The sequence below is a fragment of the Sphingomonas sp. BL-S-29 genome, assembly GCF_055521495.1.
On sequence record NZ_CM145482.1, the window covers coordinates 4,123,574 to 4,145,372 of the forward strand.

The window sequence follows — 21,799 nt, forward strand, 5'->3', positions numbered from 1 at the left end:
CCGTCAGGCCCCCGCCTTCTGGGCAAACCCCCAGGCCGCGGCCGCCAGTCCCGGCACACGCTCGGCGGTCTTTGCCGCCTGGGCGCTCGAGGCAGTGCCGTCGACGATGCGTTTCTTGATGCCTTGGACAATCCCGGTCAGGCGGAACAGATTATACGCGAAATACCAGTCGAGCTGGGGCACGCCGTCGCGCTTCGTCGCGGTGCAATAGCGCGCGACCATGTCCTCGATCGTCGGGATGCCCGTCTCCGGCCCGGCCAGCCCCATCACGCCCGAGCGGCCTTCGGGCTGCGTGACCCAGTTCATCAGGAAATAGGAAAAGTCGGCGAGCGGGTCGCCCAGGGTCGACAATTCCCAGTCGAGCACCGCGATCACCCGCGCCTCGCCCCCCGCGAAGATCATGTTGTCGATGCGATAGTCGCCATGCACGATCGAGGTGCGCGTCTGCTCCGGCAAGGTGCGCGGCAGCCAGTCGATCAGCGCCTCGACCTCGGGCATATGCTCGGTCTCGGACGCACGATATTGCTTGGTCCAGCGCGCGACCTGGCGCTCGAAATAATTGCCCGGCTTGCCGTACTCGCCAAGGCCGGCCGCGCCATAATCGGTGTTGTGGAGCGCGGCGAGTGTATCGACCATCGCATTGTAGATATCGCGCCGTCCCTCAGGCGCCATGCCGGGCAGCGAGCCGTCCCACAAATTGCGGCCTTCGACCAGCTCCATGATGTAGAACATCGACCCGATCACCTCGGGATCGTCGCACAGGCCGAACGGCGCCGGGACCGGGAAGCCGGTCGGGTGCAGTCCGGCGATCAGCCGATATTCGCGGTCGACCGCGTGCGCCGAGGGGAGCAGCTTGCCGAAAGGCTGGCGGCGCAGGACATAGCTCCTGCCCGGCGTGTCGACGCGGTAGGTCGGGTTGGACTGGCCGCCCTTGAACTTCGACAGCGTCACCGGGCCGACAAAGCCTGGCGTATGCGCAGTCATCCAGCGTTGGACGGCGCCCGTATCGATCGAGTCGTCGGCCGGCACCGGGATGGTGCCGACCATCGTGACATCAGCATTTTGGGGCGCCTCGACCATCAGCTGAACTCGATCACCGAGCGCACCGTGTCGCCGGTGCGCAGATTGGCGAAGGCGTGGTTGATGTCCTCCAGCCTGATCCGCTCGGCGACCATGGTGTCGAGATCGAGCTTGCCGTCGAGGTAGAGCTGGACGAGCCGGGGCATGTCGATCGGGAAACGAGTCGAGCCGAGCAACGAGCCCTGGAGCTTCTTGCCGGTGAGGAAGGTCGGCCCCGCGATGCTGACATTGTTGCCGGGCGCGATCATGCCGAGGATCGTCGCCGTGCCGCCGCGGCGCAGGATCGTCCAGGCGAGCTCCGCGGTGTTGGAGCGCCCGACTGCCTCGATCGCATAATGCACGCCGCCGCCGGTCATGCCGATCACCTTCTTGGCGAGATCGGGGTCCATCGCGTCGAGCGCGTGAGTCGCCCCCAGCTTCTCGGCCAGGGCGCGCTTGTCCGGCACCGGATCGATCGCGATGATCTGGCCGGCGCCCGCGATCTTCGCCGCATTGACCGCGGCGAGGCCGATGCCGCCACAGCCGATCACCGCTACCGTCTCGCCGGGACGAAGCCGGCTGTCGTTGAAGATCGATCCCGCCCCGGTGATCACCGCGCAGCCGAGCAGCGCGGCGCGATCGAGCGGCATGTCCTTCGAGATCGCGACGCACGCATTTTCGTGCACCAGCATCATCTCGGCAAAGGCGGACAGGTTGAGAAACGGCGCGAGCGGGGTGCCGTCCTTCAGGCTGAGGCGCGGCGGCGCATCCTTGGCGCGGCGCGTCGAGGGATCGACGCACAAGGACGGGCGGCCGGTGACGCACATCTCGCAGCTGCCGCAGAACACGGTGAAGAAGGTGATGACATGATCGCCGACCTTCAGATGCGCGACGTCGCTGCCGACCGCCTCGATGATGCCGGCCGCCTCATGTCCCGGCACGGTCGGCACGGGATGCGGGAAGGCGCCGTCGACGAAATGCAGGTCCGACCGACAGACACCGACCGCCACCGTGCGGATCAGCACTTCGCGCGGGCCGGGGTTCGAGACCGAGACATCCTCGATCTGCAGCTCGGTCTTCGGCTCGAAAAGGACGGCAGCTTTCAACCCAGTTCCTCACATCCGTTCGCCCTGAGCTTGTCGAGCCGTAGGCGGGCGCAGCCCAACGGCTGCTCTTTCTTCACCGCGTCCAAAGAGAAGGACAGTGCTTCGACAAGCTCAGCACGAACGGAGTTGTGTTGGCTCTACCGACGCACCGCCTCTTTCGCGGCAACCGCCTCAGGCAGATCGGCGTACTTCCCGAACTCGTTGCGCGCGATGGCGCGGTTGTGCACTTCGTCCGGCCCGTCGGCGAAGCGCAGCGTGCGCATCGCGGCCCAGGCATGGGCGAGCTCGAAATCCTGGCTGACGCCGCCGCCGCCATGCGCCTGGATCGCATCGTCGAGGATCTGCAGCGCCATGGTGGGCGCCGCGACCTTGATCATCGCGATCTCGAGCTGGGCGGACTTGTTGCCCGCCTTGTCCATCATATCGGCTGCCTTGAGGCACAGCAGGCGGGTCATCTCGATATCGATGCGCGCCTTGGCGATGCGCTGCTCCCAGATCGAATGGTCGGCGATGCGCTTGCCGAAGACGACGCGGCTGAGCAGGCGCTTGGCCATCGCCTCGATCGCGACCTCGGCGACGCCGATCGTGCGCATGCAATGATGGATGCGGCCCGGCCCGAGACGGCCCTGCGCGATCTCGAATCCACGGCCTTCGCCGAGCAGCAGATTATCCACCGGAACCCGCACATCCCTGAGCTCGACTTCGCCATGCCCATGTGGTGCGTGATCATACCCGTAAACCGAAAGCATGCGCTTGATCGTCACGCCGGGCGCGTCGAGCGGGACCAGGACCTGGCTCTGCTGGCTGTGGCGCGAGCTTTCCGGGTTGGTCTTGCCCATGACGATCGCGACCTTGCAGCGCGGATCGCCGACGCCCGAGGACCACCATTTCGTGCCGTTGATCACATAGTCGTCGCCATCGCGGACCATCGAGGTCTGGATGTTGGTCGCATCGGACGAGGCGACCGCCGGCTCGGTCATCAGGAAGGCGGAGCGAATCTCGCCGTTCATCAAGGGCCTGAGCCACCGCTCCTTCTGCTCGCGCGTACCGTAGCGGTGGAACACCTCCATATTGCCGGTGTCGGGCGCGGAGCAGTTGAAGCATTCCGACGCCCAGCCGACCTTGCCCATCTCCTCGGCGCAGAGCGCATATTCGAGGTTGGTGAGCTGCGTGCCCTCGAACTCGAAACTGTCGTCGACATGGCTCTGGCCGGAATGCGGCGGCATGAAGAAATTCCACAGGCCGGCCTCGCGCGCCTTGACCTTCATCTCCTCGATGACGGGAATGACCTTCCAGCGCTCGCCCTCCTGCTCCTGCCGGTGATACTCGTCCTGCCGGGGCCGGATATTCTGGTCGATGAAGGTCTTTACGCGGTCCCGAAAATAGGTCTCGCGCTCGCTCAGCGTGAAATCCATGGTGCATCCTCCATCGCTCTTTCCATGGCCGTTAGACCGTACCGCGTTTTCGGTAAAGCGCCTTTGCGGCCGAAATCGCAGTCGAACCGGCGCGCAGAAAAAACACTGTCTCTTCGAAAAGAAGATGTTACAGTTTCACTCATGCAAGCTGCCGAAGACGTCCAGGGGGAGGAGGAGGCAGGCACGAAGCGGTTCCGCGCCAAGCGGGATGCGATTCTCGCCGCCGCCGCCGAAGCGATCAACGAACAGAGCGCGAAGGGCATGACCTTCGCCGACGTGGCGCGGCGCGTGGGGCTCAACACCACCAGCGTCACCTATTATTTCAAGCGCAAGGAAGATCTCGCCGCTGCCTGTTTCGAGCATACGCTCGACCGGCTTCAGGCGATGCTCGACGAATCGCAGCAAAAGCCGACGCCGCAGGCGCGGGTCGCGCATTACCTGGCGCTCAACATGGAGCGATTCGCCAGGATCGAGCGCGGCGAGGAGCAGGCCTTTGCCGTGCTCTCCGATCTGCGCGCGATGGAGGAGCCGGTGCGCGGCCGCCTGCTGGCGGGCTGGCAGCGGGTGTTCCGCACGACTCGCAGCCTGTGGGGGCCTGCCGCCAACCGCGCCGAGACCGACCTGCACGGCGCGCGCGCGCACGTCCTGCTGGAGAACACCTTCTGGCTGCCGCTCTGGCTCGTCCGGTACGAGCTCGACCAGTTCGGCCGGATCGAGGAACGGCTGATGGATGTGTTCGAGCACGGCATCGCGGGCCCGAATCAGAATTGGGCGCCCGCGCTGATCAACCTCGAGCATGAAGAACCCGAGCCGGGGCGCGAGGCCTTCCTGCTCGCGGCGACCCGGCTGATCAACGAGCTCGGCTATCGCGGCGCCTCGGTGCAGAAGATCGCATCCGAGCTGAACGTGACCAAGGGCAGCTTCTACCATCATCTCGATGCCAAGGATGACCTGGTCATCGCCTGCTACAAGCGCAGCTTCGACACGATCGCCGATGCCCAGCAGCTCGCCGACGAGCGCGGCGGGAGCCATTGGCAGCGGTTGACGGGCACGATCGCGACCCTGCTCGACGTGCAATTCTCCGAGCGCGGGCCGCTCCTGCGCACCACGGCGCTGTCGGGCCTGCCGCGCACCGTGCGGCGCGCGATGGTCGAGCGCTCCAACCGGATCGCGCGGCGCTATGCCGGCACGATGATGGACGGGATCGCGGAAGGATCGATTCGCCCGGTCGACGCGCTGGTCGCGTCGCAGGCGCTGATGGCGCTGCAGAACGCGGCCTTCGACATGCGCAAATGGGCAAGCACCATGCCGCGCGAGAAGGCCGTCGCCTTCTACGCCTCGACCCTGGCCTTCGGGCTGTTCGACGATCGCGTGCTCGATTTGTGACATCCTCTACCCGTTCGTGCTGAGTAGGGACTGAGCGAAGTCGAAGGCCCGTATCGAAGCAGGGTTGGAGCGGGGTAACGCTTGTCCTTCGATACGCCGCTTCGACAGGCTCAGCGGCTACTCAGGACGAACGGGAGTGGTTGCAAACCCATTTCCCTGCTGGCAGCGGGGCCGCAAGGAGACATTACATGGCCGGCATGGGCGCATTCGACTGGGCGGACCCTTTTTTCCTCGACGATCAGCTCGAAGATGACGAGCGGATGATCCGCGATTCGGCGCGGGCTTATGCGCAGGACAAGCTCGCCCCGCGCATCATCGACGCCTTTGCCAACGAGACCACCGACGAATCGATCTTCCGCGAGATGGGCGAGCTCGGTTTGCTCGGGCCGACCGTGCCGGAGGAATATGGCGGCGTCGGCGCATCGTACGTGGCGTACGGCCTGGTCGCGCGCGAGGTGGAGCGAGTCGATTCGGGCTACCGGTCGATGATGAGCGTCCAGTCGAGCCTCGTGATGTATCCGATCTACGCGTACGGATCCGAGGAGCAGAAGCGCAAATATCTGCCCCAGCTGGCGAGCGGTGAGTGGATCGGCTGTTTCGGCCTGACCGAGCCCGATGCGGGCTCCGACCCCGGGGGCATGAAGACGCGGGCGGTGAAGACCGCGGATGGTTATCGCCTGTCGGGCTCCAAGACCTGGATCTCCAACGCGCCGATCGCCGACGTCTTCATCATCTGGGCCAAGTCCGACGAGCATGGCGGCGGCATTCGCGGCTTCGTGCTGGAAAAGGGCATGAAGGGCCTCAGCACGCCGAAGATCGAGGGCAAGCTGAGCTTGCGCGCCTCGATCACCGGCATGGTGATGATGGACGATGTCGAGGTCGGCGGAGAGGCGCTGCTGCCCGACGTGCAGGGGCTGAAGGGCCCGTTCGGCTGCCTCAACCGGGCGCGCTACGGGATCAGCTGGGGATCGATGGGCGCGGCCGAATTCTGCTTCCATGCGGCGCGGCAATATGGGCTCGACCGGGCGCAGTTCGGCAAGCCGCTGGCGGCGAACCAGCTCTACCAGAAGAAGCTGGCCGACATGGAGACCGAGATCGCGCTGGGGCTACAGGCGAGCCTTCGGGTCGGGCGGCTGATCGACGCCGGCCGGTTCGCGCCCGAGATGATCTCGATCGTGAAGCGCAACAATGTCGGCAAGGCGCTCGATATCGCGCGGGCGAGCCGCGACATGCATGGCGGCAACGGCATCTCGGGCGAATATCAGGTCATGCGCCATCTGATGAACCTGGAGACGGTCAACACCTATGAGGGCGCGCATGACGTCCATGCGCTGATCCTCGGCCGCGCGATCACGGGGATCGCGGCGTTTTGAGGGGCGTCCTCCTTTGTGCTCCCGCGAAGGCGGGAGCCCAGGGTGGGCTCCCGCCTTCGCGGGAGCACAAGGAGTGAACACCCCTCCCCTCACAGGCCTCAAGGTCATCGAACTCGCCCGCATCCTCGCCGGCCCTTGGGCGGGGCAAACCTTGGCCGATCTCGGCGCCGAGGTGATCAAGGTCGAAAGCCCCGAGGGCGACGATACCCGCACCTGGGGACCGCCCTTTATCGAGAACCCCGACGGCAGCCGCGACGCCGGCTATTTCCACGCGACCAATCGCGGCAAGAAATCGGTCGTCCTCGATTTCCGCACGGCGGAAGGCCAGGCCGAGGTGCGGCGCATGGTCGCCGATGCCGATGTGCTGATCGAGAATTTCAAGGTCGGCGGACTCGCCAAATACGGCCTCGATTATGCGAGCCTCAGCGCGATCAACCCGCGGCTGGTCTATTGCTCGATTACCGGCTTCGGCCAGGACGGGCCCTATGCGAGCCGTGCGGGCTACGACTTCATCATCCAGGGCATGAGCGGCATCATGGACCTGACCGGCGAACCGGACGGCGCGCCGCAAAAGGTCGGGGTGGCGTTCGCCGACATCATGACCGGGCTCTATTCGGTGATCGCGATTCAGGCCGCGCTCGCCCAGCGCGAGAAGACCGGGCGCGGGCAGCAGATCGACATGGCGCTGTTCGACACGATGGTCGGCGTGCTCGCCAACCAGGCGATGAACTATTTCGTCAGCGGCGTGACGCCGCCGCGGCTCGGCAATGCGCATCTCAACGTCTCGCCCTATGCGGTTTTCCCGACCAGCGACGGATGGTTCATCCTCGCGGTGGGCAATGACGGACAGTTCGTCCGCTTCTGCGACGCACTCGGACTGGATGCGCTCCGGGCCGATCCGCGCTTCGCGACCAATGCCGGGCGGCTCGAATGTCGCGAGCCGCTGTTCGCGGCGATCCGGGAGGCGACGTCGCAGCACGAACGCGACGCCTTGCTGGCGACGCTCGAAGCCGTGGGGGTGCCCGCGGGACCGATCAACTCGGTGGCCCAGGCCTTTGCCGATCCGCAGATCGTCCATCGCGGCATGGCGCTGACGCTCGACCGGGACGGCATGGCCATCCCGGGGCTGCGCACGCCGATCCGCTTTTCCGACGCACCGCTCGCGCTCGAGCGCGCCGCGCCGATGCTGGGACAGGACGACCCCTTATGAGCGGACCTCTGGCCGGCCTGCGTATCCTCGAAATGGCGGGGATCGGCCCCGGCCCGTTCTGCGCGATGATGCTCGCCGATCACGGTGCCGAAGTGATCCGGATCGAGCGGCCGGGCGACGGCGGTGGTTTCTCGGTGGCGGCGAAGGATCCGTTGCTGCGCTCCCGCCGCGTGATTCAACTCGACATGAAGAAGCCCGAGGCGATGTTTGCCGTACGGCGGCTTGCACAGGGCTGTGACGGCCTGATCGAGGGCTTCCGGCCCGGCGTGATGGAGCGGCTGGGTCTGGGCCCCGAGGTACTGCTCGCCGACAATCCGGGGCTCGTCTATGGCCGTATGACCGGATGGGGACAGACCGGGCCGATGGCGGCCGATGTCGGGCATGACATCAACTACATCGCGATCTCGGGCGCGCTCCATGCCTTTGGCGAGGCGGGCGGCAAGCCGGTCGCGCCGATCAACCTGGTCGGCGACTTTGGCGGCGGCGGCATGATGCTCGCCTTCGGCATGCTTGCCGCGATCCTGCAGGCGCAGGCGACCGGGCGCGGCCAGGTGGTCGATTGCGCGATGACCGACGGCTCCGCGCTGCTGATGAGCATGATGTGGGGGTTCCGCGCGATGGGCCGCTGGGGCGATGCGCGCGGCACCAACCTGCTCGATGGCGGCGCGCATTTCTACGACAGCTATGAGACCGCTGACGGCAAATGGGTGGCGATCGGGGCGATCGAGCCGCAATTCTACAAGGCGTTGCGCGCGGTGATGAGCCTCGAAGGCGCGGAATGGGACGCTCAGTTCGCGCCCGCCATGTGGCCGACGCTGACGGCCGACCTGGCGCGCCGGTTCCGGGAACGGTCGCAGACCGAGTGGGTCGAGGCCTTTGCCGGGCACGAGGCATGTTTCGCGCCGGTGCTCGGCTTCGACGACGCGGCGGCGCACCCGCATAATCGCGCGCGGGGCACTTTCGTGGAAGCCGGCGGCGTGCTCCAGCCGGCCCCTGCCCCACGCTATTCAGTCAGCGACACCGTGCCCCCGGTGATGGCCGGTCCGGCCGAGTCCGACACGATCCTGGCCGACTACGGCTTTTCCGAAGACGAGATCGCCGCGCTGCACGCGGCGGGGGCAATGGGCGCAGCCTAGGGACGCCATGGCGCATCGTATCATGCACGAAACGATCCCCCCTGACTTCACGGATCGCGATGGGAGAAAACTTCATCAAACTATTGATATTCAATATAATATTCTGAAATTCTGATCGACAGATATGGGACATGCTGGTGTCCCATATCTTCCCGAGGATCGATCCCGGCGGACCGAAAGATTTGCCTGTCTCGCGCCGTCATGCGATATGGGTTGCAAAGAAGAACCCATAGGAGAAAGCGCCATGGCCACCGCCGTCCTTCGCAATTCGCAGATGAGCGAAGCCGAATGGGAGGCGCGCCAGCAGCTCGCCGCCTGTTACCGCGTGTTCGCGATGCTCGGCTGGTCCGAGATGATCTACAACCACATCACCTTGAAGATCCCGGGCGAGGAAGGCGCGTTCCTGATCAACCCGTTCGGGCTGCATTTCAGCGAGGTCACCGCCTCGACCCTGGTCAAGATCGACATCGACGGCAACAAGCTCGACGACAATCCCTATCCGGTGAACCGGGCGGGCTTCGTCCAGCATGCGCTGTTCCACCGGCACCTGCCCGACGCGCATTGCATCATGCACACCCACACCACGGCGGGCATGGCGGTCAGCTCGGTCGAGGGCGGGCTGCGCGCGACGAACTTCTACGCATGCAACTTCATCGGCCAGATCGCCTATCATGACTTCGAGGGCGTGACGGTGCGCGACGAGGAGGGTGAGCGGCTGCTCGAGCATCTCGGCGACAAACGCGTGATGCTGCTGAAGAACCACGGCATCCTGGTGATGGGCCGGACCCTGCCCGAGGCCTTTATCAAGCACTGGTCGCTGCAGCGCGCCTGCGAGATCCAGGTCGCGACCGCCGGCATGGGCACGCCGATCGAAGTGCCGCCCGAAGTGGTCGCGGTGCACCAGCGCGACCTGCACCAGGTCTCGATCCCCGGCGGGCCGGGCAAGGCCGATTTCGACGCGATGGTGCGGCTGGTCGACAAGATCGACACGAGCTGGCGGAACTGATCCTTCTATTCCTCCCCCGGGAACCGGGGGAGGGGGACCACCCGCTTCTTCAGCGGGTGGTGGAGGGGCTTGGAGCGCGGCGACGTGGCCTCGCTCCAAGCCCCTCCACCACTTCGTGGTCCCCCTCCCCGTTCCGGGGAGGAACTCTAGCCGAACCTGTAGCCCGACACCGCCCAGCCCATCACATGGTCGGCATAGTCGCACACCGCCGGCCCCTCACCGCCGGCACCAACCGCCACCATCAGCGGCAGCAGATGCTCCGCCTCGGGATGCGCGAACCGCGCATGAGGCAGCTCCTCCCAGCGCGCCACGCGATCCGCGCGTGCGGCAGGATCGGGATCGGTCACGGCCGCCGTCAGCGCGGCATCCCATTGATCCGCCACCGGCGTGACCTGCGGGCCGCGGGCGCGCAGGTTGTGGAAACTCATGCCCGACCCGACGATCAGCACGCCTTCGTCGCGCAACGGCGCCAGGGCGCGGCCGATGGCGATATGGGTCGCGGGGTCGAGATCCTTGCGCAACGACAGCTGTACCAGCGGGATATCCGCGCCGGGCACCGCGACCATCATCGGGATGAAGACGCCGTGGTCCCAGCCCCGCGCCTTCTCCTCGCGCACCGGGAAGCCGGCATGTTCGAGCAGCGCCTCGGCTCGGCGCGCGACATCGGGCGCGCCGGGCGCATCCCAGCGCAGATGATAGGTGTGCTCGGGAAAGCCGTAATAATCGTACAGCAACGGCTGGCCATTGCCGACATGGACCGTCACATCCTCTTCTTCCCAATGACCGGAGACCATCAGGATCGCTTTGGGCCGCTCGGGCAACGACGCGATCAGGCCGGCGAGATACGCCTGCATCGGCCGCCACATCGGATCGGGCGGGCCGCCGGCCGGGTCCATGAAGAAGCAGGGGCCGCCGCCATGCGGCACGAAGAGCGTGGGAAGTGTCATAAACGGGATATCGGCCCTGCCCTGTCCCATCGCAATCGCGCGCCCGGAAACACGCCGTTTCCCAATACCCGCCTTTGCCCTAAGCTGCTGGCATGACCCGCTTCACCGTCAACAACCAGCCCGTCGAATATAAAATGGATCCGAAGACGCCCCTGCTCTGGGCGTTGCGCGACGCCTCCAACCTGACGGGCACCAAATATGGCTGCGGCAATGGCGAATGCGGCGCCTGCACGGTCGATATCGACGGTGAGGCGGTGCGATCCTGCCAGGCGACGATCGGCGCGATCGAGGGCAGCTTCGTCACCACCATCGAAGGCCTGTCACGCGAACGCACCCATCCCGTGCAGCTCGCCTGGATCGCCGGGAATGTGCCGCAATGCGGTTTCTGCATCCCCGGCATGGTCATGGCCGCCGCGGTGTTGATCAAGAAGAACAGGAACCCGTCCGAGGAGGATATCAAAAGCGCGATCACCAATCTGTGCCGGTGCGGCGTCTATCCGCGCGTCGTCGAGGCAGTGATGCGGGCTGCGCGCGTCCAGCGCGGCGACGAAACGATCGATGCCGGCCCCCCGCCCGGAATCGACCCCGCGAGCGCGGCAAGGCTCGTCCCGGCGCTGACGCCGGGCGGACGACAGCAGCGCTGAATCCTTTCGCAATGCTGTCGCCCCAATTCAGAAATGGCTCATCGCCAATAGTGCAAAAGCCATGCATCGTTCGGGCCAATCATGCGCCCGCGTACCGGAAGGACTAAGATGCGTACTTCTTTTATCATCGCGCTTCTGGCGGCGACGGCGGCCATCGTGCCGGCGACCGCCTATGCGCGCGACGCGGACCGTCAGGATCGCGGTGGGGACCGCGGCGCCGAACAGCGCCAGGCACGTCCCGATTTCCAGCGCCCGCAGCAACAACCTGCGCAGCAGCCGCAGCAGCAGCCCCGCGCCGAGCGGCCCGCCAATAATGGCGCTGGCTGGGGCGGCGACCGGGGCCGTGGCAATTGGCAGGGCCGCGCGCCGCAGCAGCAGCAGGGTCAGGCGCAGCCGCAACCGCAGCGCCCGCAGGCAGCCCCCGGCAACCCGGCCGGCCGTCCGGATTTCCGTGGCGGCAACCGTGTCGACTGGCGGAACGGCGGCGCGGCCGTCCCGCCCCAGCAGCCGCAACAGCCCCAGGCCAATGGCGGCCGCCCGGGTGGTCGTGGCGACTGGCAGCAGGGCCAGGGCAATGGCAATCGCGACTGGCGCAACAATGGCGGCCGCGGCGACGGCAATGTGCGTGGCAATGACGGCCGCGGCAACGACGGTCGCAACGACGGCAACTGGCGCGGTAACAACGGCCGCGGCAATGATGGCCGGAACAACGGCGATTGGCGTGGCAACAATGGTCGCGGCAACGACGGCAACTGGCGTGGCAACAATGGCCGGGGCGGTGGCTGGAACGGCAATGACGGCCGCAACTGGAACCGTGGCTGGCGCAGCGACAATCGCTACAACTGGCAGTCGCGCCGCAACCAGTACCGTAACAACTACCATCTGCCGCGCTATTACGCGCCCTACGGCTGGGATTATGGCTATCGCCGCTTCAGCATCGGCCTGACGCTGAACTCGATCCTGTTCGAGCAGAATTACTGGATCGACGATCCGGAATATTACGGCCTGCCGCCGGCCTATGGCCCGTATCGCTGGGTGCGCTATTACAACGACGCGCTGCTGGTCGATGTCTATAGCGGCCAGGTGGTCGACACGGTCTACGACATCTTCTGGTAAGAGGATGCGGTGAAGCGAGGGGTCCGGCGGCATGGTCGCCGGACCCCTTGTTTTTGAGCTCTTGTTTTTTGGGGGCGTAGCGGCAGATTGCGGCGCGATGTCCCTGTTCTCGAAAAAACCCCTTGTCCCGAAAAAACCGGGCGGCCCGTCCCCGATCCGCAAGCTCGCGGGCGAAACCGTCTCGCAACGGCTGGAGGCGAATCCGGCGGTGAAGCGCGCCAGGATCGACAAGGCCCAGGTCTACTACCATCTCGATTTCCTGAACCCGGCACAGTGCACCGCGCTGATGCGGCTGATCGACTCGAACCGCCGGCCCTCCACCCTGCTCTCCGAATCCGGCGACACGACCTTCCGCACCAGCGAGAGTTGCGACATGAATCGCTGGTCGCCGGAGGTTCAGCCGATCGACGAATCGATCGCCAACCTGCTCGGCCTTCCCCCCGTGAATGGCGAGACGATGCAGGGGCAGCGCTACGCGCCCGGTCAGCAATTCCGCGCCCATCACGATTTCTTCCATGAAGGCCAGCATTATTGGGAGGCGATGAAGGCAAGCGGCGGCCAGCGCACCTGGACGGCGATGATCTATCTCAACAATGTCGAGGAGGGCGGCGCGACCTGGTTTCCCCAGGCCGGTATCCGCGTCGCACCGAAGCGCGGATTGCTGCTCGCTTGGAATAACATGAATCAAGACGGCAGCCCGAACGAATTCACCTTGCATGAAGGCATGCCAGTGGTGAAGGGCACGAAATACATCGTCACCAAATGGTTCCGCGAGGGAGCCTGGCTGAAGCAGTAAGGCGGCGCGAGCCGAATGTCGTCGAGCCGATCATGGGTACAATCCTGCTTACGACCGTCGGGACGCTCGGCGACCTTCATCCTTTCCTGGCGATCGGCCTTGCGCTCAAACGGCGCGGACATCATCCCATCCTGGCAGTCCCGGAGGATCATGTCGCCAAGACGCGCGCCGCGGGACTGGACGCGGTCGCCGTGCTGCCGAGCTTTGACGCGATCCGCGAACGCATGGGCCTGGGCGAGGACGATGCGGTCAAGCGCGTCATGGCCGACCAGACCTATCTGCTCGAGCAGGTGCTGCTGCCCTGGCTCGAATCGAGCACCGCCGCGCTCGATGAGATAGTTGGTGGCGCCGACATACTCGTCGGATCGCTGTTCGTGTTCGGCGCGCCGATCATCGCCGAGAAACGCCGCGTGCCACTCGTCTCGGTGATCCTTCAGCCGATGGCCATCCTTTCGGTCCACACGCCGCCGAAAACCTCGGATTTCTGGATGCTGATCCAGCGGCCGGGCAGCCCGATCGGGGTCAGGTGGAATCGGCTTGCCAATGGCGTCATCCGCAAGGTCATGCGGCTACGCTATGGCCGGCGGGTCGACGAGGTCCGGGCGCATCATGGCCTGAGCCCGGCCTGTGACCCGTCGATGTTCGACATCAGTCGCGAAACCGCGCTGACCCTGTGCTGCTACTCGCCTATCTTCGGCCCACCCCAGAAGGACGCGCCAGCCAATACCGATATCGTCGGCTTCCCGGTCTATGACAGCCAGGGCGGCGAGACCGAGGCGCCCGATCCGGAGCTCGAGGCCTTTCTGGCCGACGGCCCGCCACCCCTGGTGTTCACGCTCGGCTCGTTTGCGGTCTATGCACCCGGCGATTTCTACGAGGAGGCCGCCGCCACGGCCAGGCTGCTCGGCGCCCGCGCGGTGCTGCTGACGGGCGAGAAAACCAAATTGAAGTCGGAGGGCAACATCCTGGTGCGCGCCTATGCGCCGCATTCCACGCTGTTCCCCAGGGCCGCAGTGATCATCCACCATGGCGGCATCGGCACGACGGGCCAGGCATTGCGCGCGGGCAAGCCGCAACTGGTCGTGCCGCATATGGGCGATCAGGCCGACAATGCGCATCGCATCCGCAAGATGGGTATCGGCCAGGTCCTCAAGGCGCGGCGCTTCAACGCACGCCGGGCGGCCGTAATGATCTCCTCCCTGCTCGACCGGCCGGCCTATCGCGCCGAGGCGGAACGCGTGGGCGCACTGATCAGTCCCGAAAACGGTGCCGAGGCAGCGGCGATTGCGATCGAGCGGCTGCTACCTTCCTGAGGCCCCTCATCGTTCGCCCCCTGTTCCAGCCATGGCAAAATGTGCGAGAGCAAGCCGGTGAACACCGTACTCAACATCTCGCATTCGATCCTTGGCCAACCCTGGCGCTGGCGCGCGCTGGAAACCGACACGCGCGATCCGGGCTTTTCGCCCGACGATCTGGTGACTCAGCTGCTGCTGTCGCGCGGATGCCCCCGCGAGGCGCTGGACGCGCACAAGGCGCCGAGCATCCGCGGCTTCATGCCGGACCCTTCCATCTTCCGCGACATGGACCGTGCGGCCGAGCGACTCGCCGATGCGATCCAGGCCGGCGAGAAAGTGGCGATCTTCGGCGACTATGACGTGGACGGCGCGACCTCCGCCGCGCTCATGATCCTGTTGCTGCGCGATCTTGGGCTGGAGGCGCGGGCCTATATCCCCGACCGGCTGATGGAGGGGTACGGCCCCTCGGGCGAAGCGCTCGTCCGGCTGAAGGAGGAAGGCGCGAGCCTGATCGTCACGGTCGATTGCGGCGCCCAGGCATTCGAGGCGCTGGAGATGGCGCGCGTGGCGGGCGTGGACGTGATCGTGGTGGATCACCATAAATGCGCGGCCGCCTTGCCTTATGCGCATGCGCTGGTGAATCCCAACCGGCTCGACGAGGCCGAGGGCACCGCGTTCGGCCATCTCGCCGCGGTCGGTGTTGCCTTTCTGCTCGGCGCGGCGCTGGTCCGGCTGCTCAGGACGCGCGGCTTTTTCGAGGGCCGCACCGAGCCGCGCCTGCTCGACCTGCTCGATATCGTGGCGCTCGGCACCGTGGCCGATGTCGCGTCGCTCAAGGGGCTCAACCGCGCCTTTGTCAGCCAGGGGCTGAAGGTGATGGCGCAGCGGCGCAATATCGGCCTGAACGCGCTGATCTCCGCCTCACGGCTGACGCGCGCGCCGACCGCGACCGATCTCGGCTTTGCGCTGGGGCCGCGGATCAATGCGGGTGGGCGGGTCGGCAAATCCGATCTCGGCGTGCGCCTGCTCACCACGCGCGATCCGGCCGAGGCCGCCGGCATCGCCGCCGAGCTCGATCGCCTCAACGAGGAACGGCGCGCGATCGAGACGATCGTGCAGGATGCCGCCGAGGGTCTTGCCAGCGCCAAGGGCAATCGCGCGGTAATGGTCGTGGCCGGGCGCGGCTGGCACCCCGGTGTGATCGGCATCGTCGCCGGACGGCTGAAGGAAAAATTCGGGCGGCCCTCGCTGGTGATCGCGCTCGACGAACAGGGCATCGGCAAGGGATCGGGCCGGTCGATTCCGGGCGTCGATCTCGGCGCGGCGGTGCTGGCCGCCAAGGACAGCGGCCTGCTCGTCGCGGGCGGCGGGCATGCGATGGCGGCGGGCCTCACGATCGCCGAGGACCAACTGGAGGCATTTGCCGATTTCCTCGAGGAAAGGCTCGACGCGGCCGTCACGCGGTCAATCGGCGATCGCGCGCTGCTGCTGGACGCGTTGCTGACCGCGGGCGGCGTCACCCCTGCGCTGGTACAGGCGATGGATGCCGGCGGGCCGTACGGCATGGGTTGGCCTCAGCCGCGCGTGGTTGCGGGGCCAGTGCGCATCGTGAAGGCGGATATCGTCGGCAATGGCCATGTCCGCGCGATCGTCAGCGGCGATGACGGACGGGTGTTGAAGACGGTCGCGTTCCGTCAGGCCGAGACGGCGCTGGGCGCGGCCTTGCTCGGCGCCCCGCCGCATCGCCGGCTATGGCTCGCCGGGCGGGCGCGAATCGACGACTGGGGGGCCAAGCCTGCCGCCGAGTTGCACCTCGACGATGCGGCATGGGCTGACTGAGGAGGAGACGGCGATGTTCAGTCACATCACTTTCGGCACCGATGATATCGAGCGCGCGCGCCGCTTCTACGAGCCAGTGATGGCCACGCTGGGCGTCAAACAGCCGTTTGAACTGCCGGGTACGCTCGTGTTCGGCGAACTGGCGGGTCTCAAGCTGTTCATCGTCAGCCCGTTCGATGGCGGTGATGCTCATCCCGGCAATGGACCGCACGCGGCCTTTCTCGCGCCTGATCGCGCCGCGGTCGATGCCTTCCATGCGGCGGCACTATCCCATGGCGGCACCGATGAAGGCAGCCCTGGCCTGAGGCCGTATTATCACGCCCATTATTACGGCGCCTATGTCCGCGATCCGGACGGAAACAAGCTCCAGGCGGTCTGCCATCGTCGTCAAGATGACGCAGTGGGTTGACCAGCCCGCCGCATTTGCCTAACCGGCACGCCCACGCTCGGTAACGAGTATGGCCCCTTCGTCTAGCGGTCTAGGACGCGGCCCTTTCACGGCTGAAACACGGGTTCGATTCCCGTAGGGGTCACCATCGTCAGGCGGGAAATGGCGCATTGGCGCCGGTCCGGGCGAGGCAGCAAGGTCCGCGTCCACATTTCGTCCCACAATTTACGGGCTTTGATGAGATGCGTTGGCATATCTTGCCAATCGCAATTACCGGCGGTCACGTCATCGAAATCGGCCACATCCAGCTTGAACGAGGACACATCGCAGCAGGCCTATATCCAGGGCATCTCGACCCGCGCGGTCGATGATCTCGCGAAGGCAAATGGTGATGTCGGGATCTCCGAGAGCCAGGTAGCCGGCTCTGCGAGGCGATCGGCGTTGATCGTCACTTTGCCGCAACGCACAAAAGATATAATGGATACATATGGAGCGATTTGTGTGGATGAGTTTGGTACCGAAACGAGAGTGCGTGAAGCCCACCGAAAAAGGCACGGAGTTTCTCCGCCATTTGGCGTGGTCGAGAAGCGCGAACCGCCATCCGTCGTTTCGGATATTCCGCGACATTGCGGACAGACCGGGAAGCGCGGGAGACTCGTAAATTTCTCGCGAATAGGTTTGCTTACGCATTACGACCATGAGCTAACATTCTGAATTTCTCGTCAGAAACTTGAACCCGGCAAAGATTAACCGCAAAATATGCTAAAAAGATTCTTTTCTCCCAGTACTTCTGTCACGCCAAGGCTGGCTCCTCGAACGCCGCCAGGCGAACGCTTGTATGCAATTGGAGATATCCACGGGCGAGCTGATTTGCTCGACCTACTACTGGACTTGATCGACACTGACGATAGGAACCGCGGGCCGGCACGGACGAGGCTGATCTTCTTGGGTGATTTAATCGACCGAGGCCCGGATTCGGCGGACGTCGTCCAGCGTCTCCTTTTGCTCGCGAAGACCAATACAGAGGCACGGTTCCTGCTGGGCAACCATGAGGAGGTGTTTCTATCTGCGGTCGCCGGCAACCTTGGAGCGGTCAAGTTCTTGCACCGGATAGGTGGAGACACGACGATTACCAGCTATGGTATGAAGGAAGCCGACTATCTCAACGCCAATTTTGATGATCTCATGGAATTTCTGCAGCGTGCGGTCCCTCCATCGCACGTCGCGTTCCTCAGCAGTTTCGAAGATCAGATCAATATCGGCGACTATTCGTTCGTGCACGCAGGGGTCCGTCCAGGCGTCGCCCTTTCGGATCAAAAACCCGAAGACCTCCGCTGGATCCGCGGGGAATTCCTCGGAGCCGGCGAACCATTCGAGAAGATGATCGTGCATGGCCACACGATCAGTCCGGATGTAGACGAGCGTTCAAATCGTATCGGACTTGATACCGGGGCCTATCTGACGGGCCGCCTGACAGCGATGGGCTTCGAAGGTACCGAGCGATGGGTGCTTCAGACTAACCCCGCAGAACCGAAACCAGCCTGAGATCGGACTCTCAACGCCGCATGGTCCCGCGAAGGCGGTGCAATGAATGACGTTCAGCCTATGGCTGACGCGCGCCCGCTTGCGCGGCTCTACTTCGCCGGACTGGCGCCGAAGCCGCCTGGCGAGCGCTCTTACGCGTTCCTTCCTCCGCCGCATCGCCCGACGGATTGTCGCGGTCGTCCGCGCACCGGTATATATAGCTTGGAACTCTGGCTCGTCCCGAAGCGCGTGCAGCAGGTTGAATACCCGACGTCTGGGATTTTATGAGCGCGAACTATTCCACCTGAATGCCGTTGCCCCAGAACAGCACGATGTCTAATGGAAGCGGGTCAAGCATCGCTAGAGGGTAAAGGCCCACAAAACGTTGCCGCTGACCTATGCATCATATTGGGCAGGGTAAGACATGGCCGAATTGCCCTTTTCTGTTATAATCCCTGCACATAACGAGGAAGCTGTGATCCGCCGCTGCCTCGAGGCCATATTAGGCGACGCACCTCCCGATGCACTTCCGGAGATAATCGTGGCGGCCAATGGTTGCAGCGACCGGACAGTCGAGATCGCGCGTGAAGTTGCGCCTCACGCTACTGTGCTCGACCTTCCCAAAGGCTCCAAACCGCTTGCCCTCAATGAAGGCAACGCGCTTGCGACCGTGTTTCCGCGGTTTTTCGTGGATGCGGATGTGATGGTTAGCTACGCGACGCTCGCCGCCACGGCAGCGCTGCTCCGCTCGGGCGAAGCGCTCGCCGCCGCTCCAGCGATCCGGGTGGATACCAGTGCCTCGGGCAAAGCGGTACGTGCTTATTTCCGTGTTTGGCAAAGCCAGCCATATATTCGGGATAACATGATCGGATCCGGGATCTTCGGATTGTCCGAGGCGGGGATGGCACGCGTTGGGCGCTTCCCTAACATCATCGCTGATGATGGCTATGTCCGGACCCGCTTCCGATCGGAGGAGCGGCGCAGCGTCGCCGTCGATGCGAACGGGAAGCCCGCCAGCTTCACCGTCTTTCCACCGCGAGATGCTGGCTCTTTAATTCGCATAGAGAGCCGCCGTCGCGCGGGCGACCGACAGCTCCGCGAAGGCTTCCCGGCGTCGGTGCCACAGGCTGGGACGGGCAGCGGATCGCTCACACGGGCTTACCGGGCCGGTATCTCGCCAATCGATATCGGCACTTACCTGTCAATAAAGACGCTGGGACGCTGCCTCGCGCTTTGGAATCGCCTGCGCGGTCACGCCAATGTGTGGCACCGCGATACCAGTTCACGATAGGAATTCTGGATGAGCGTCGTGAAGATTCGCTGCGCCACCATTTAACGCCCGACGCGACGGATACCTGGTCCATTTCGCCACTCGACGCGACGATTCCATGCTTCCCGCCATTGCGCGGAACTTTCGGCGTGACGCTTATTTACCCTCGCCGACAAGCTGTAGAGTCTGGCGCGCCACCATGCCCAGAGGAGTACCAGCGCACGTCCATAAGCGCGCCAGCCGGGCTTGAAATGCCGATTTATCAACCCAACCCGGCATCCAAGTTTGTAGATGATCTTCTGCGCCGCATCCCGTGTGCTACGCCCCCCGTAGTGAATGATGGTCGCCTCTGGCGTCATTCGCGGGCGAGCGCCAACCGAGCGGGCCCGGGCACACAGATCAGCTTCCTCGCCATACATGAAGAACGCCGGATCGAAGCCGCCAAGCTCGTTCCAGAATGCCTTTTCGATCAGGAAGAACGAACCCTGGACGACATCGACTTCGCGCTCGCTATCTCGCCGCCAGCCGCCATAGCCTTCGGGATTGAAGAGGCGGCTCGAACGAAAGAGAGTGGTCAACCCACTCGTCATGCAGAACATACTCCAGGGCGTGATCTTGCCCCACACCGAGCCAGGATTGAGGCTGCCATCGGCAAACACCGTCCGGCCACCCCATATGCGCGCGCCGGGCACACGCTCGGCAAAGGCCACCAGCTTGTCGATCGCGCCATCGAGCACGACAGTATCGGTGTTGAGCAGCAACAGATAGCGTCCCAGCGCCCGCGCGGCCGAGATATTCGTAGCGAACGCAAAGCCATGGTTCTCCCGTTCCGCCATCAGCACGATATCGGGAAATTCTGCGGCGATCGCCTCCGCTGATTCGTCCTGCGAACCGTTGTCGACAACGATAACTTCGAACCGCGCCTCCTTCGTCTCGGCATAGATCGAGCGGATGCACTCAAGCGTCATCTCCCTCGTGTTCCAGTTGACGAGCAGGACCGATACCAGGGGTATCTCCATCGCTGCATTTGGCTCTGCGGCGGTCGATAGACTCGGCGAGTTCCCGCGATTGAGCATTGGCATTCTCCGGCTCGGGCGCCGCTCAACGCGCGTTGATGGGATCGCCACCCAAAGCCTCTAACGTGGCGTGATCTCTTCTCGCAAGTGCGAGATGCGCTTACGGACACCCCAAGAGGTGCCCAATGGCGCATCGTCCGCCATTTTCTCGATCGCGGTCAGTGCATCCTGCGGAGCGTAACCCGCCTCTCGCATCCAGCCGAGTGCAAGATCGTCGACCCGTCGCTCGACGTCACGACCCGCTCGCTCGCTTCGCCGTCGTAGCACGATATGTCCAAGTTCATGCCCAAGGACGAAGGCCAGTTCACCATCCTTAGGCAGGAGCGCGATCGTCGCTTCGGACAGCTGTATCCAGCTCCCGCGCGATCGCGCGGAGACCTTATTGCTTCGTGTCAAGTCGAGCCACACGTCACAGCCGGGGTCTAGCGACAATGCGATTGACCGTATCTCCCCATTCCGTTCCACCTGCAAAGCCAGGTGCCCATCGCGGCCTTGCTCGGCAATCATCTTAATCGTCATTTCAACAGCAGCGAGGCCGCCATCAGTTGCTGGGTGCGGGGCGGGCAACGCGCCAATCAAGCGGATCGCGTCTTCTCGAGCGAGTCCCGCGTCGGCGGCGGGCGACGAATCGGCTACGGCAAGGATACGCGGAAACGGGACGCCATCAGAGAACCCGACCAACGGACGATCGCGGGGCGCGTACATACCGGGATGATCGAGCACAAGCCCAGCGATCGATTCGCCAGGACATTGATTCACCGCCGTCCGTGACAAGCGGTACAGCACGGAGACCATACGCTTGTACGCAGTTACGCGTTGCTCAAAATCTCCACCGGACGGGCGCAGCACCGCAGGCGCCTGTGCCGAGCCAACAAATATGAGCAAAAAAAATGGGGCCAGGAAACGCATTTCCCAGCCCACATTACACTTCGAAAATAGGTGCCAGCCGCTTAGCGATTGCTACGCGAATCATCGACGGCAACGATAATCACCCCGCCAATCACGACGAAGCCAAGGATGAAGAAAATCGGCGCAACGCCGAAAAAGCTGTCGCCCTTGCCCGTGTCGACGCTTTCAACAACCGACGGTCCGGAATAGGGTGCAGGCGCCGCGAGGGCTGCGACCGGCGACCCCACGAGAGCCACACCAGCAATCGTCGCAACCAACTTCTGAATGGTTTTCATAGTGGGTCTCCGTTAATTCCTACGTGAGG

General features: G+C 64.5%; 20 protein-coding genes and 1 tRNA gene. 14 read left to right on the plus strand and 7 right to left on the minus strand.

The window, feature by feature from the left end:
- Positions 1 to 3: 3 nt before the first annotated feature.
- The 3 genes from ACZ1I2_RS19605 to ACZ1I2_RS19615 all read right to left on the minus strand — a co-directional run bounded on the left by ACZ1I2_RS19605 (position 4) and on the right by ACZ1I2_RS19615 (position 3,580).
- The gene (locus ACZ1I2_RS19605) at positions 4 to 1,080 is read right to left on the minus strand and encodes a phosphotransferase family protein (protein ID WP_465176133.1); all 1,077 of its coding nucleotides are present in this window, start codon (positions 1,078 to 1,080) and stop codon (positions 4 to 6) included.
- Positions 1,080 to 2,165, minus strand: coding sequence for a Zn-dependent alcohol dehydrogenase (locus ACZ1I2_RS19610; protein WP_465176132.1), 1,086 nt, complete (start codon positions 2,163 to 2,165; stop codon positions 1,080 to 1,082). The genes ACZ1I2_RS19605 and ACZ1I2_RS19610 overlap by 1 nt, the downstream gene beginning before the upstream one ends.
- A 137-nt stretch (positions 2,166 to 2,302) precedes the next feature.
- Positions 2,303 to 3,580, minus strand: coding sequence for an acyl-CoA dehydrogenase family protein (locus ACZ1I2_RS19615; protein WP_465176131.1), 1,278 nt, complete (start codon positions 3,578 to 3,580; stop codon positions 2,303 to 2,305).
- Positions 3,581 to 3,721: 141 nt separating this feature from the next.
- On the opposite strand from ACZ1I2_RS19615, the gene ACZ1I2_RS19620 reads away from it, so the two are divergent.
- The 5 genes from ACZ1I2_RS19620 to ACZ1I2_RS19640 all read left to right on the plus strand — a co-directional run bounded on the left by ACZ1I2_RS19620 (position 3,722) and on the right by ACZ1I2_RS19640 (position 9,691).
- The gene (locus ACZ1I2_RS19620) at positions 3,722 to 4,966 is read left to right on the plus strand and encodes a TetR/AcrR family transcriptional regulator (RefSeq protein ID WP_465176130.1); all 1,245 of its coding nucleotides are present in this window, start codon (positions 3,722 to 3,724) and stop codon (positions 4,964 to 4,966) included.
- Between the two features lie 188 nt (positions 4,967 to 5,154).
- Positions 5,155 to 6,339, plus strand: coding sequence for an acyl-CoA dehydrogenase (locus tag ACZ1I2_RS19625; RefSeq protein ID WP_465176129.1), 1,185 nt, complete (start codon positions 5,155 to 5,157; stop codon positions 6,337 to 6,339).
- A 73-nt stretch (positions 6,340 to 6,412) separates the two neighbouring features.
- A complete protein-coding gene (locus tag ACZ1I2_RS19630; protein ID WP_465176128.1) occupies positions 6,413 to 7,549 on the plus strand; it encodes a CaiB/BaiF CoA transferase family protein in 1,137 nt (378 codons plus the stop codon).
- Positions 7,546 to 8,685: a CaiB/BaiF CoA transferase family protein gene (locus ACZ1I2_RS19635; RefSeq protein ID WP_465176127.1), complete on the plus strand. Its 1,140-nt coding sequence runs from the start codon at positions 7,546 to 7,548 to the stop codon at positions 8,683 to 8,685. The genes ACZ1I2_RS19630 and ACZ1I2_RS19635 overlap by 4 nt, the downstream gene beginning before the upstream one ends.
- Before the next feature lie 244 nt (positions 8,686 to 8,929).
- Positions 8,930 to 9,691, plus strand: a complete 762-nt coding sequence (locus ACZ1I2_RS19640; RefSeq protein ID WP_465176126.1) for a class II aldolase/adducin family protein — start codon at positions 8,930 to 8,932, stop codon at positions 9,689 to 9,691.
- 146 nt (positions 9,692 to 9,837) lie between these two features.
- On the opposite strand, the gene ACZ1I2_RS19645 is transcribed toward ACZ1I2_RS19640, so the two are convergent.
- On the minus strand, positions 9,838 to 10,638 hold the full coding sequence (locus ACZ1I2_RS19645) for a DODA-type extradiol aromatic ring-opening family dioxygenase (protein ID WP_465176125.1): 801 nt from the start codon (positions 10,636 to 10,638) through the stop codon (positions 9,838 to 9,840).
- A 92-nt stretch (positions 10,639 to 10,730) separates the two neighbouring features.
- Between ACZ1I2_RS19645 and ACZ1I2_RS19650 the strand changes: the two genes are divergently transcribed.
- From ACZ1I2_RS19650 to ACZ1I2_RS19690, 9 genes are all read left to right on the plus strand, one after another.
- A complete protein-coding gene (locus ACZ1I2_RS19650; protein ID WP_465176124.1) occupies positions 10,731 to 11,282 on the plus strand; it encodes a (2Fe-2S)-binding protein in 552 nt (183 codons plus the stop codon).
- 108 nt (positions 11,283 to 11,390) lie between these two features.
- Positions 11,391 to 12,398, plus strand: coding sequence for an RcnB family protein (locus tag ACZ1I2_RS19655; protein ID WP_465176123.1), 1,008 nt, complete (start codon positions 11,391 to 11,393; stop codon positions 12,396 to 12,398).
- Between the two features lie 97 nt (positions 12,399 to 12,495).
- Positions 12,496 to 13,194 (plus strand): prolyl hydroxylase family protein, encoded by a 699-nt coding sequence (locus ACZ1I2_RS19660; RefSeq protein WP_465172511.1) that lies wholly within the window; start codon positions 12,496 to 12,498, stop codon positions 13,192 to 13,194.
- A gap of 32 nt (positions 13,195 to 13,226) precedes the next feature.
- Positions 13,227 to 14,507, plus strand: a complete 1,281-nt coding sequence (locus tag ACZ1I2_RS19665; protein ID WP_465176122.1) for a glycosyltransferase — start codon at positions 13,227 to 13,229, stop codon at positions 14,505 to 14,507.
- A 57-nt stretch (positions 14,508 to 14,564) separates the two neighbouring features.
- Positions 14,565 to 16,328 carry a single-stranded-DNA-specific exonuclease RecJ gene (gene recJ / locus ACZ1I2_RS19670; RefSeq protein WP_465172509.1) on the plus strand — a complete coding sequence of 588 codons (1,764 nt, stop codon included), beginning with the start codon at positions 14,565 to 14,567 and terminating at the stop codon, positions 16,326 to 16,328.
- 13 nt (positions 16,329 to 16,341) lie between these two features.
- On the plus strand, positions 16,342 to 16,737 hold the full coding sequence (locus tag ACZ1I2_RS19675) for a VOC family protein (protein ID WP_465176121.1): 396 nt from the start codon (positions 16,342 to 16,344) through the stop codon (positions 16,735 to 16,737).
- A 51-nt stretch (positions 16,738 to 16,788) separates the two neighbouring features.
- A tRNA-Glu gene (locus ACZ1I2_RS19680) sits at positions 16,789 to 16,864 on the plus strand.
- Positions 16,865 to 17,607: 743 nt separating this feature from the next.
- Entirely contained in the window at positions 17,608 to 18,261 is a 654-nt protein-coding gene (locus tag ACZ1I2_RS19685) for a metallophosphoesterase (RefSeq protein WP_465181500.1), read from the plus strand.
- Positions 18,262 to 18,664: 403 nt separating this feature from the next.
- Positions 18,665 to 19,531: a glycosyltransferase gene (locus tag ACZ1I2_RS19690; protein WP_465172493.1), complete on the plus strand. Its 867-nt coding sequence runs from the start codon at positions 18,665 to 18,667 to the stop codon at positions 19,529 to 19,531.
- Between the two features lie 41 nt (positions 19,532 to 19,572).
- Here ACZ1I2_RS19690 and ACZ1I2_RS19695 read toward each other — a convergent pair whose 3' ends face one another.
- The 3 genes from ACZ1I2_RS19695 to ACZ1I2_RS19705 are packed head-to-tail and all read right to left on the minus strand — an operon-like array spanning position 19,573 to position 21,770.
- A complete protein-coding gene (locus ACZ1I2_RS19695) occupies positions 19,573 to 20,586 on the minus strand; it encodes a glycosyltransferase family 2 protein (protein WP_465176120.1) in 1,014 nt (337 codons plus the stop codon).
- Positions 20,587 to 20,646: 60 nt separating this feature from the next.
- A complete protein-coding gene (locus tag ACZ1I2_RS19700) occupies positions 20,647 to 21,495 on the minus strand; it encodes a M48 family metalloprotease (protein WP_465172491.1) in 849 nt (282 codons plus the stop codon).
- 41 nt (positions 21,496 to 21,536) lie between these two features.
- On the minus strand, positions 21,537 to 21,770 hold the full coding sequence (locus tag ACZ1I2_RS19705; RefSeq protein ID WP_465176119.1) for a hypothetical protein: 234 nt from the start codon (positions 21,768 to 21,770) through the stop codon (positions 21,537 to 21,539).
- Positions 21,771 to 21,799: the final 29 nt, after the last annotated feature.

Bases quoted from the DNA above. Each gene is read 5' to 3' on its own strand.
- ACZ1I2_RS19605 (WP_465176133.1), bottom strand. From the start codon at position 1,080: ATGGTCGAGGCGCCCCAAAATGCTGATGTCACGATGGTCGGCACCATC.
- ACZ1I2_RS19615 (WP_465176131.1), bottom strand. From the start codon at position 3,580: ATGGATTTCACGCTGAGCGAGCGCGAGACCTATTTTCGGGACCGCGTA.
- ACZ1I2_RS19620 (WP_465176130.1), top strand. From the start codon at position 3,722: ATGCAAGCTGCCGAAGACGTCCAGGGGGAGGAGGAGGCAGGCACGAAG.
- ACZ1I2_RS19625 (WP_465176129.1), top strand. From the start codon at position 5,155: ATGGCCGGCATGGGCGCATTCGACTGGGCGGACCCTTTTTTCCTCGAC.
- ACZ1I2_RS19635 (WP_465176127.1), top strand. From the start codon at position 7,546: ATGAGCGGACCTCTGGCCGGCCTGCGTATCCTCGAAATGGCGGGGATC.
- ACZ1I2_RS19640 (WP_465176126.1), top strand. From the start codon at position 8,930: ATGGCCACCGCCGTCCTTCGCAATTCGCAGATGAGCGAAGCCGAATGG.
- ACZ1I2_RS19645 (WP_465176125.1), bottom strand. From the start codon at position 10,638: ATGACACTTCCCACGCTCTTCGTGCCGCATGGCGGCGGCCCCTGCTTC.
- ACZ1I2_RS19650 (WP_465176124.1), top strand. From the start codon at position 10,731: ATGACCCGCTTCACCGTCAACAACCAGCCCGTCGAATATAAAATGGAT.
- ACZ1I2_RS19655 (WP_465176123.1), top strand. From the start codon at position 11,391: ATGCGTACTTCTTTTATCATCGCGCTTCTGGCGGCGACGGCGGCCATC.
- ACZ1I2_RS19660 (WP_465172511.1), top strand. From the start codon at position 12,496: ATGTCCCTGTTCTCGAAAAAACCCCTTGTCCCGAAAAAACCGGGCGGC.
- ACZ1I2_RS19665 (WP_465176122.1), top strand. From the start codon at position 13,227: ATGGGTACAATCCTGCTTACGACCGTCGGGACGCTCGGCGACCTTCAT.
- ACZ1I2_RS19675 (WP_465176121.1), top strand. From the start codon at position 16,342: ATGTTCAGTCACATCACTTTCGGCACCGATGATATCGAGCGCGCGCGC.
- ACZ1I2_RS19690 (WP_465172493.1), top strand. From the start codon at position 18,665: ATGGCCGAATTGCCCTTTTCTGTTATAATCCCTGCACATAACGAGGAA.
- ACZ1I2_RS19695 (WP_465176120.1), bottom strand. From the start codon at position 20,586: ATGCTCAATCGCGGGAACTCGCCGAGTCTATCGACCGCCGCAGAGCCA.
- ACZ1I2_RS19700 (WP_465172491.1), bottom strand. From the start codon at position 21,495: ATGCGTTTCCTGGCCCCATTTTTTTTGCTCATATTTGTTGGCTCGGCA.
- ACZ1I2_RS19705 (WP_465176119.1), bottom strand. From the start codon at position 21,770: ATGAAAACCATTCAGAAGTTGGTTGCGACGATTGCTGGTGTGGCTCTC.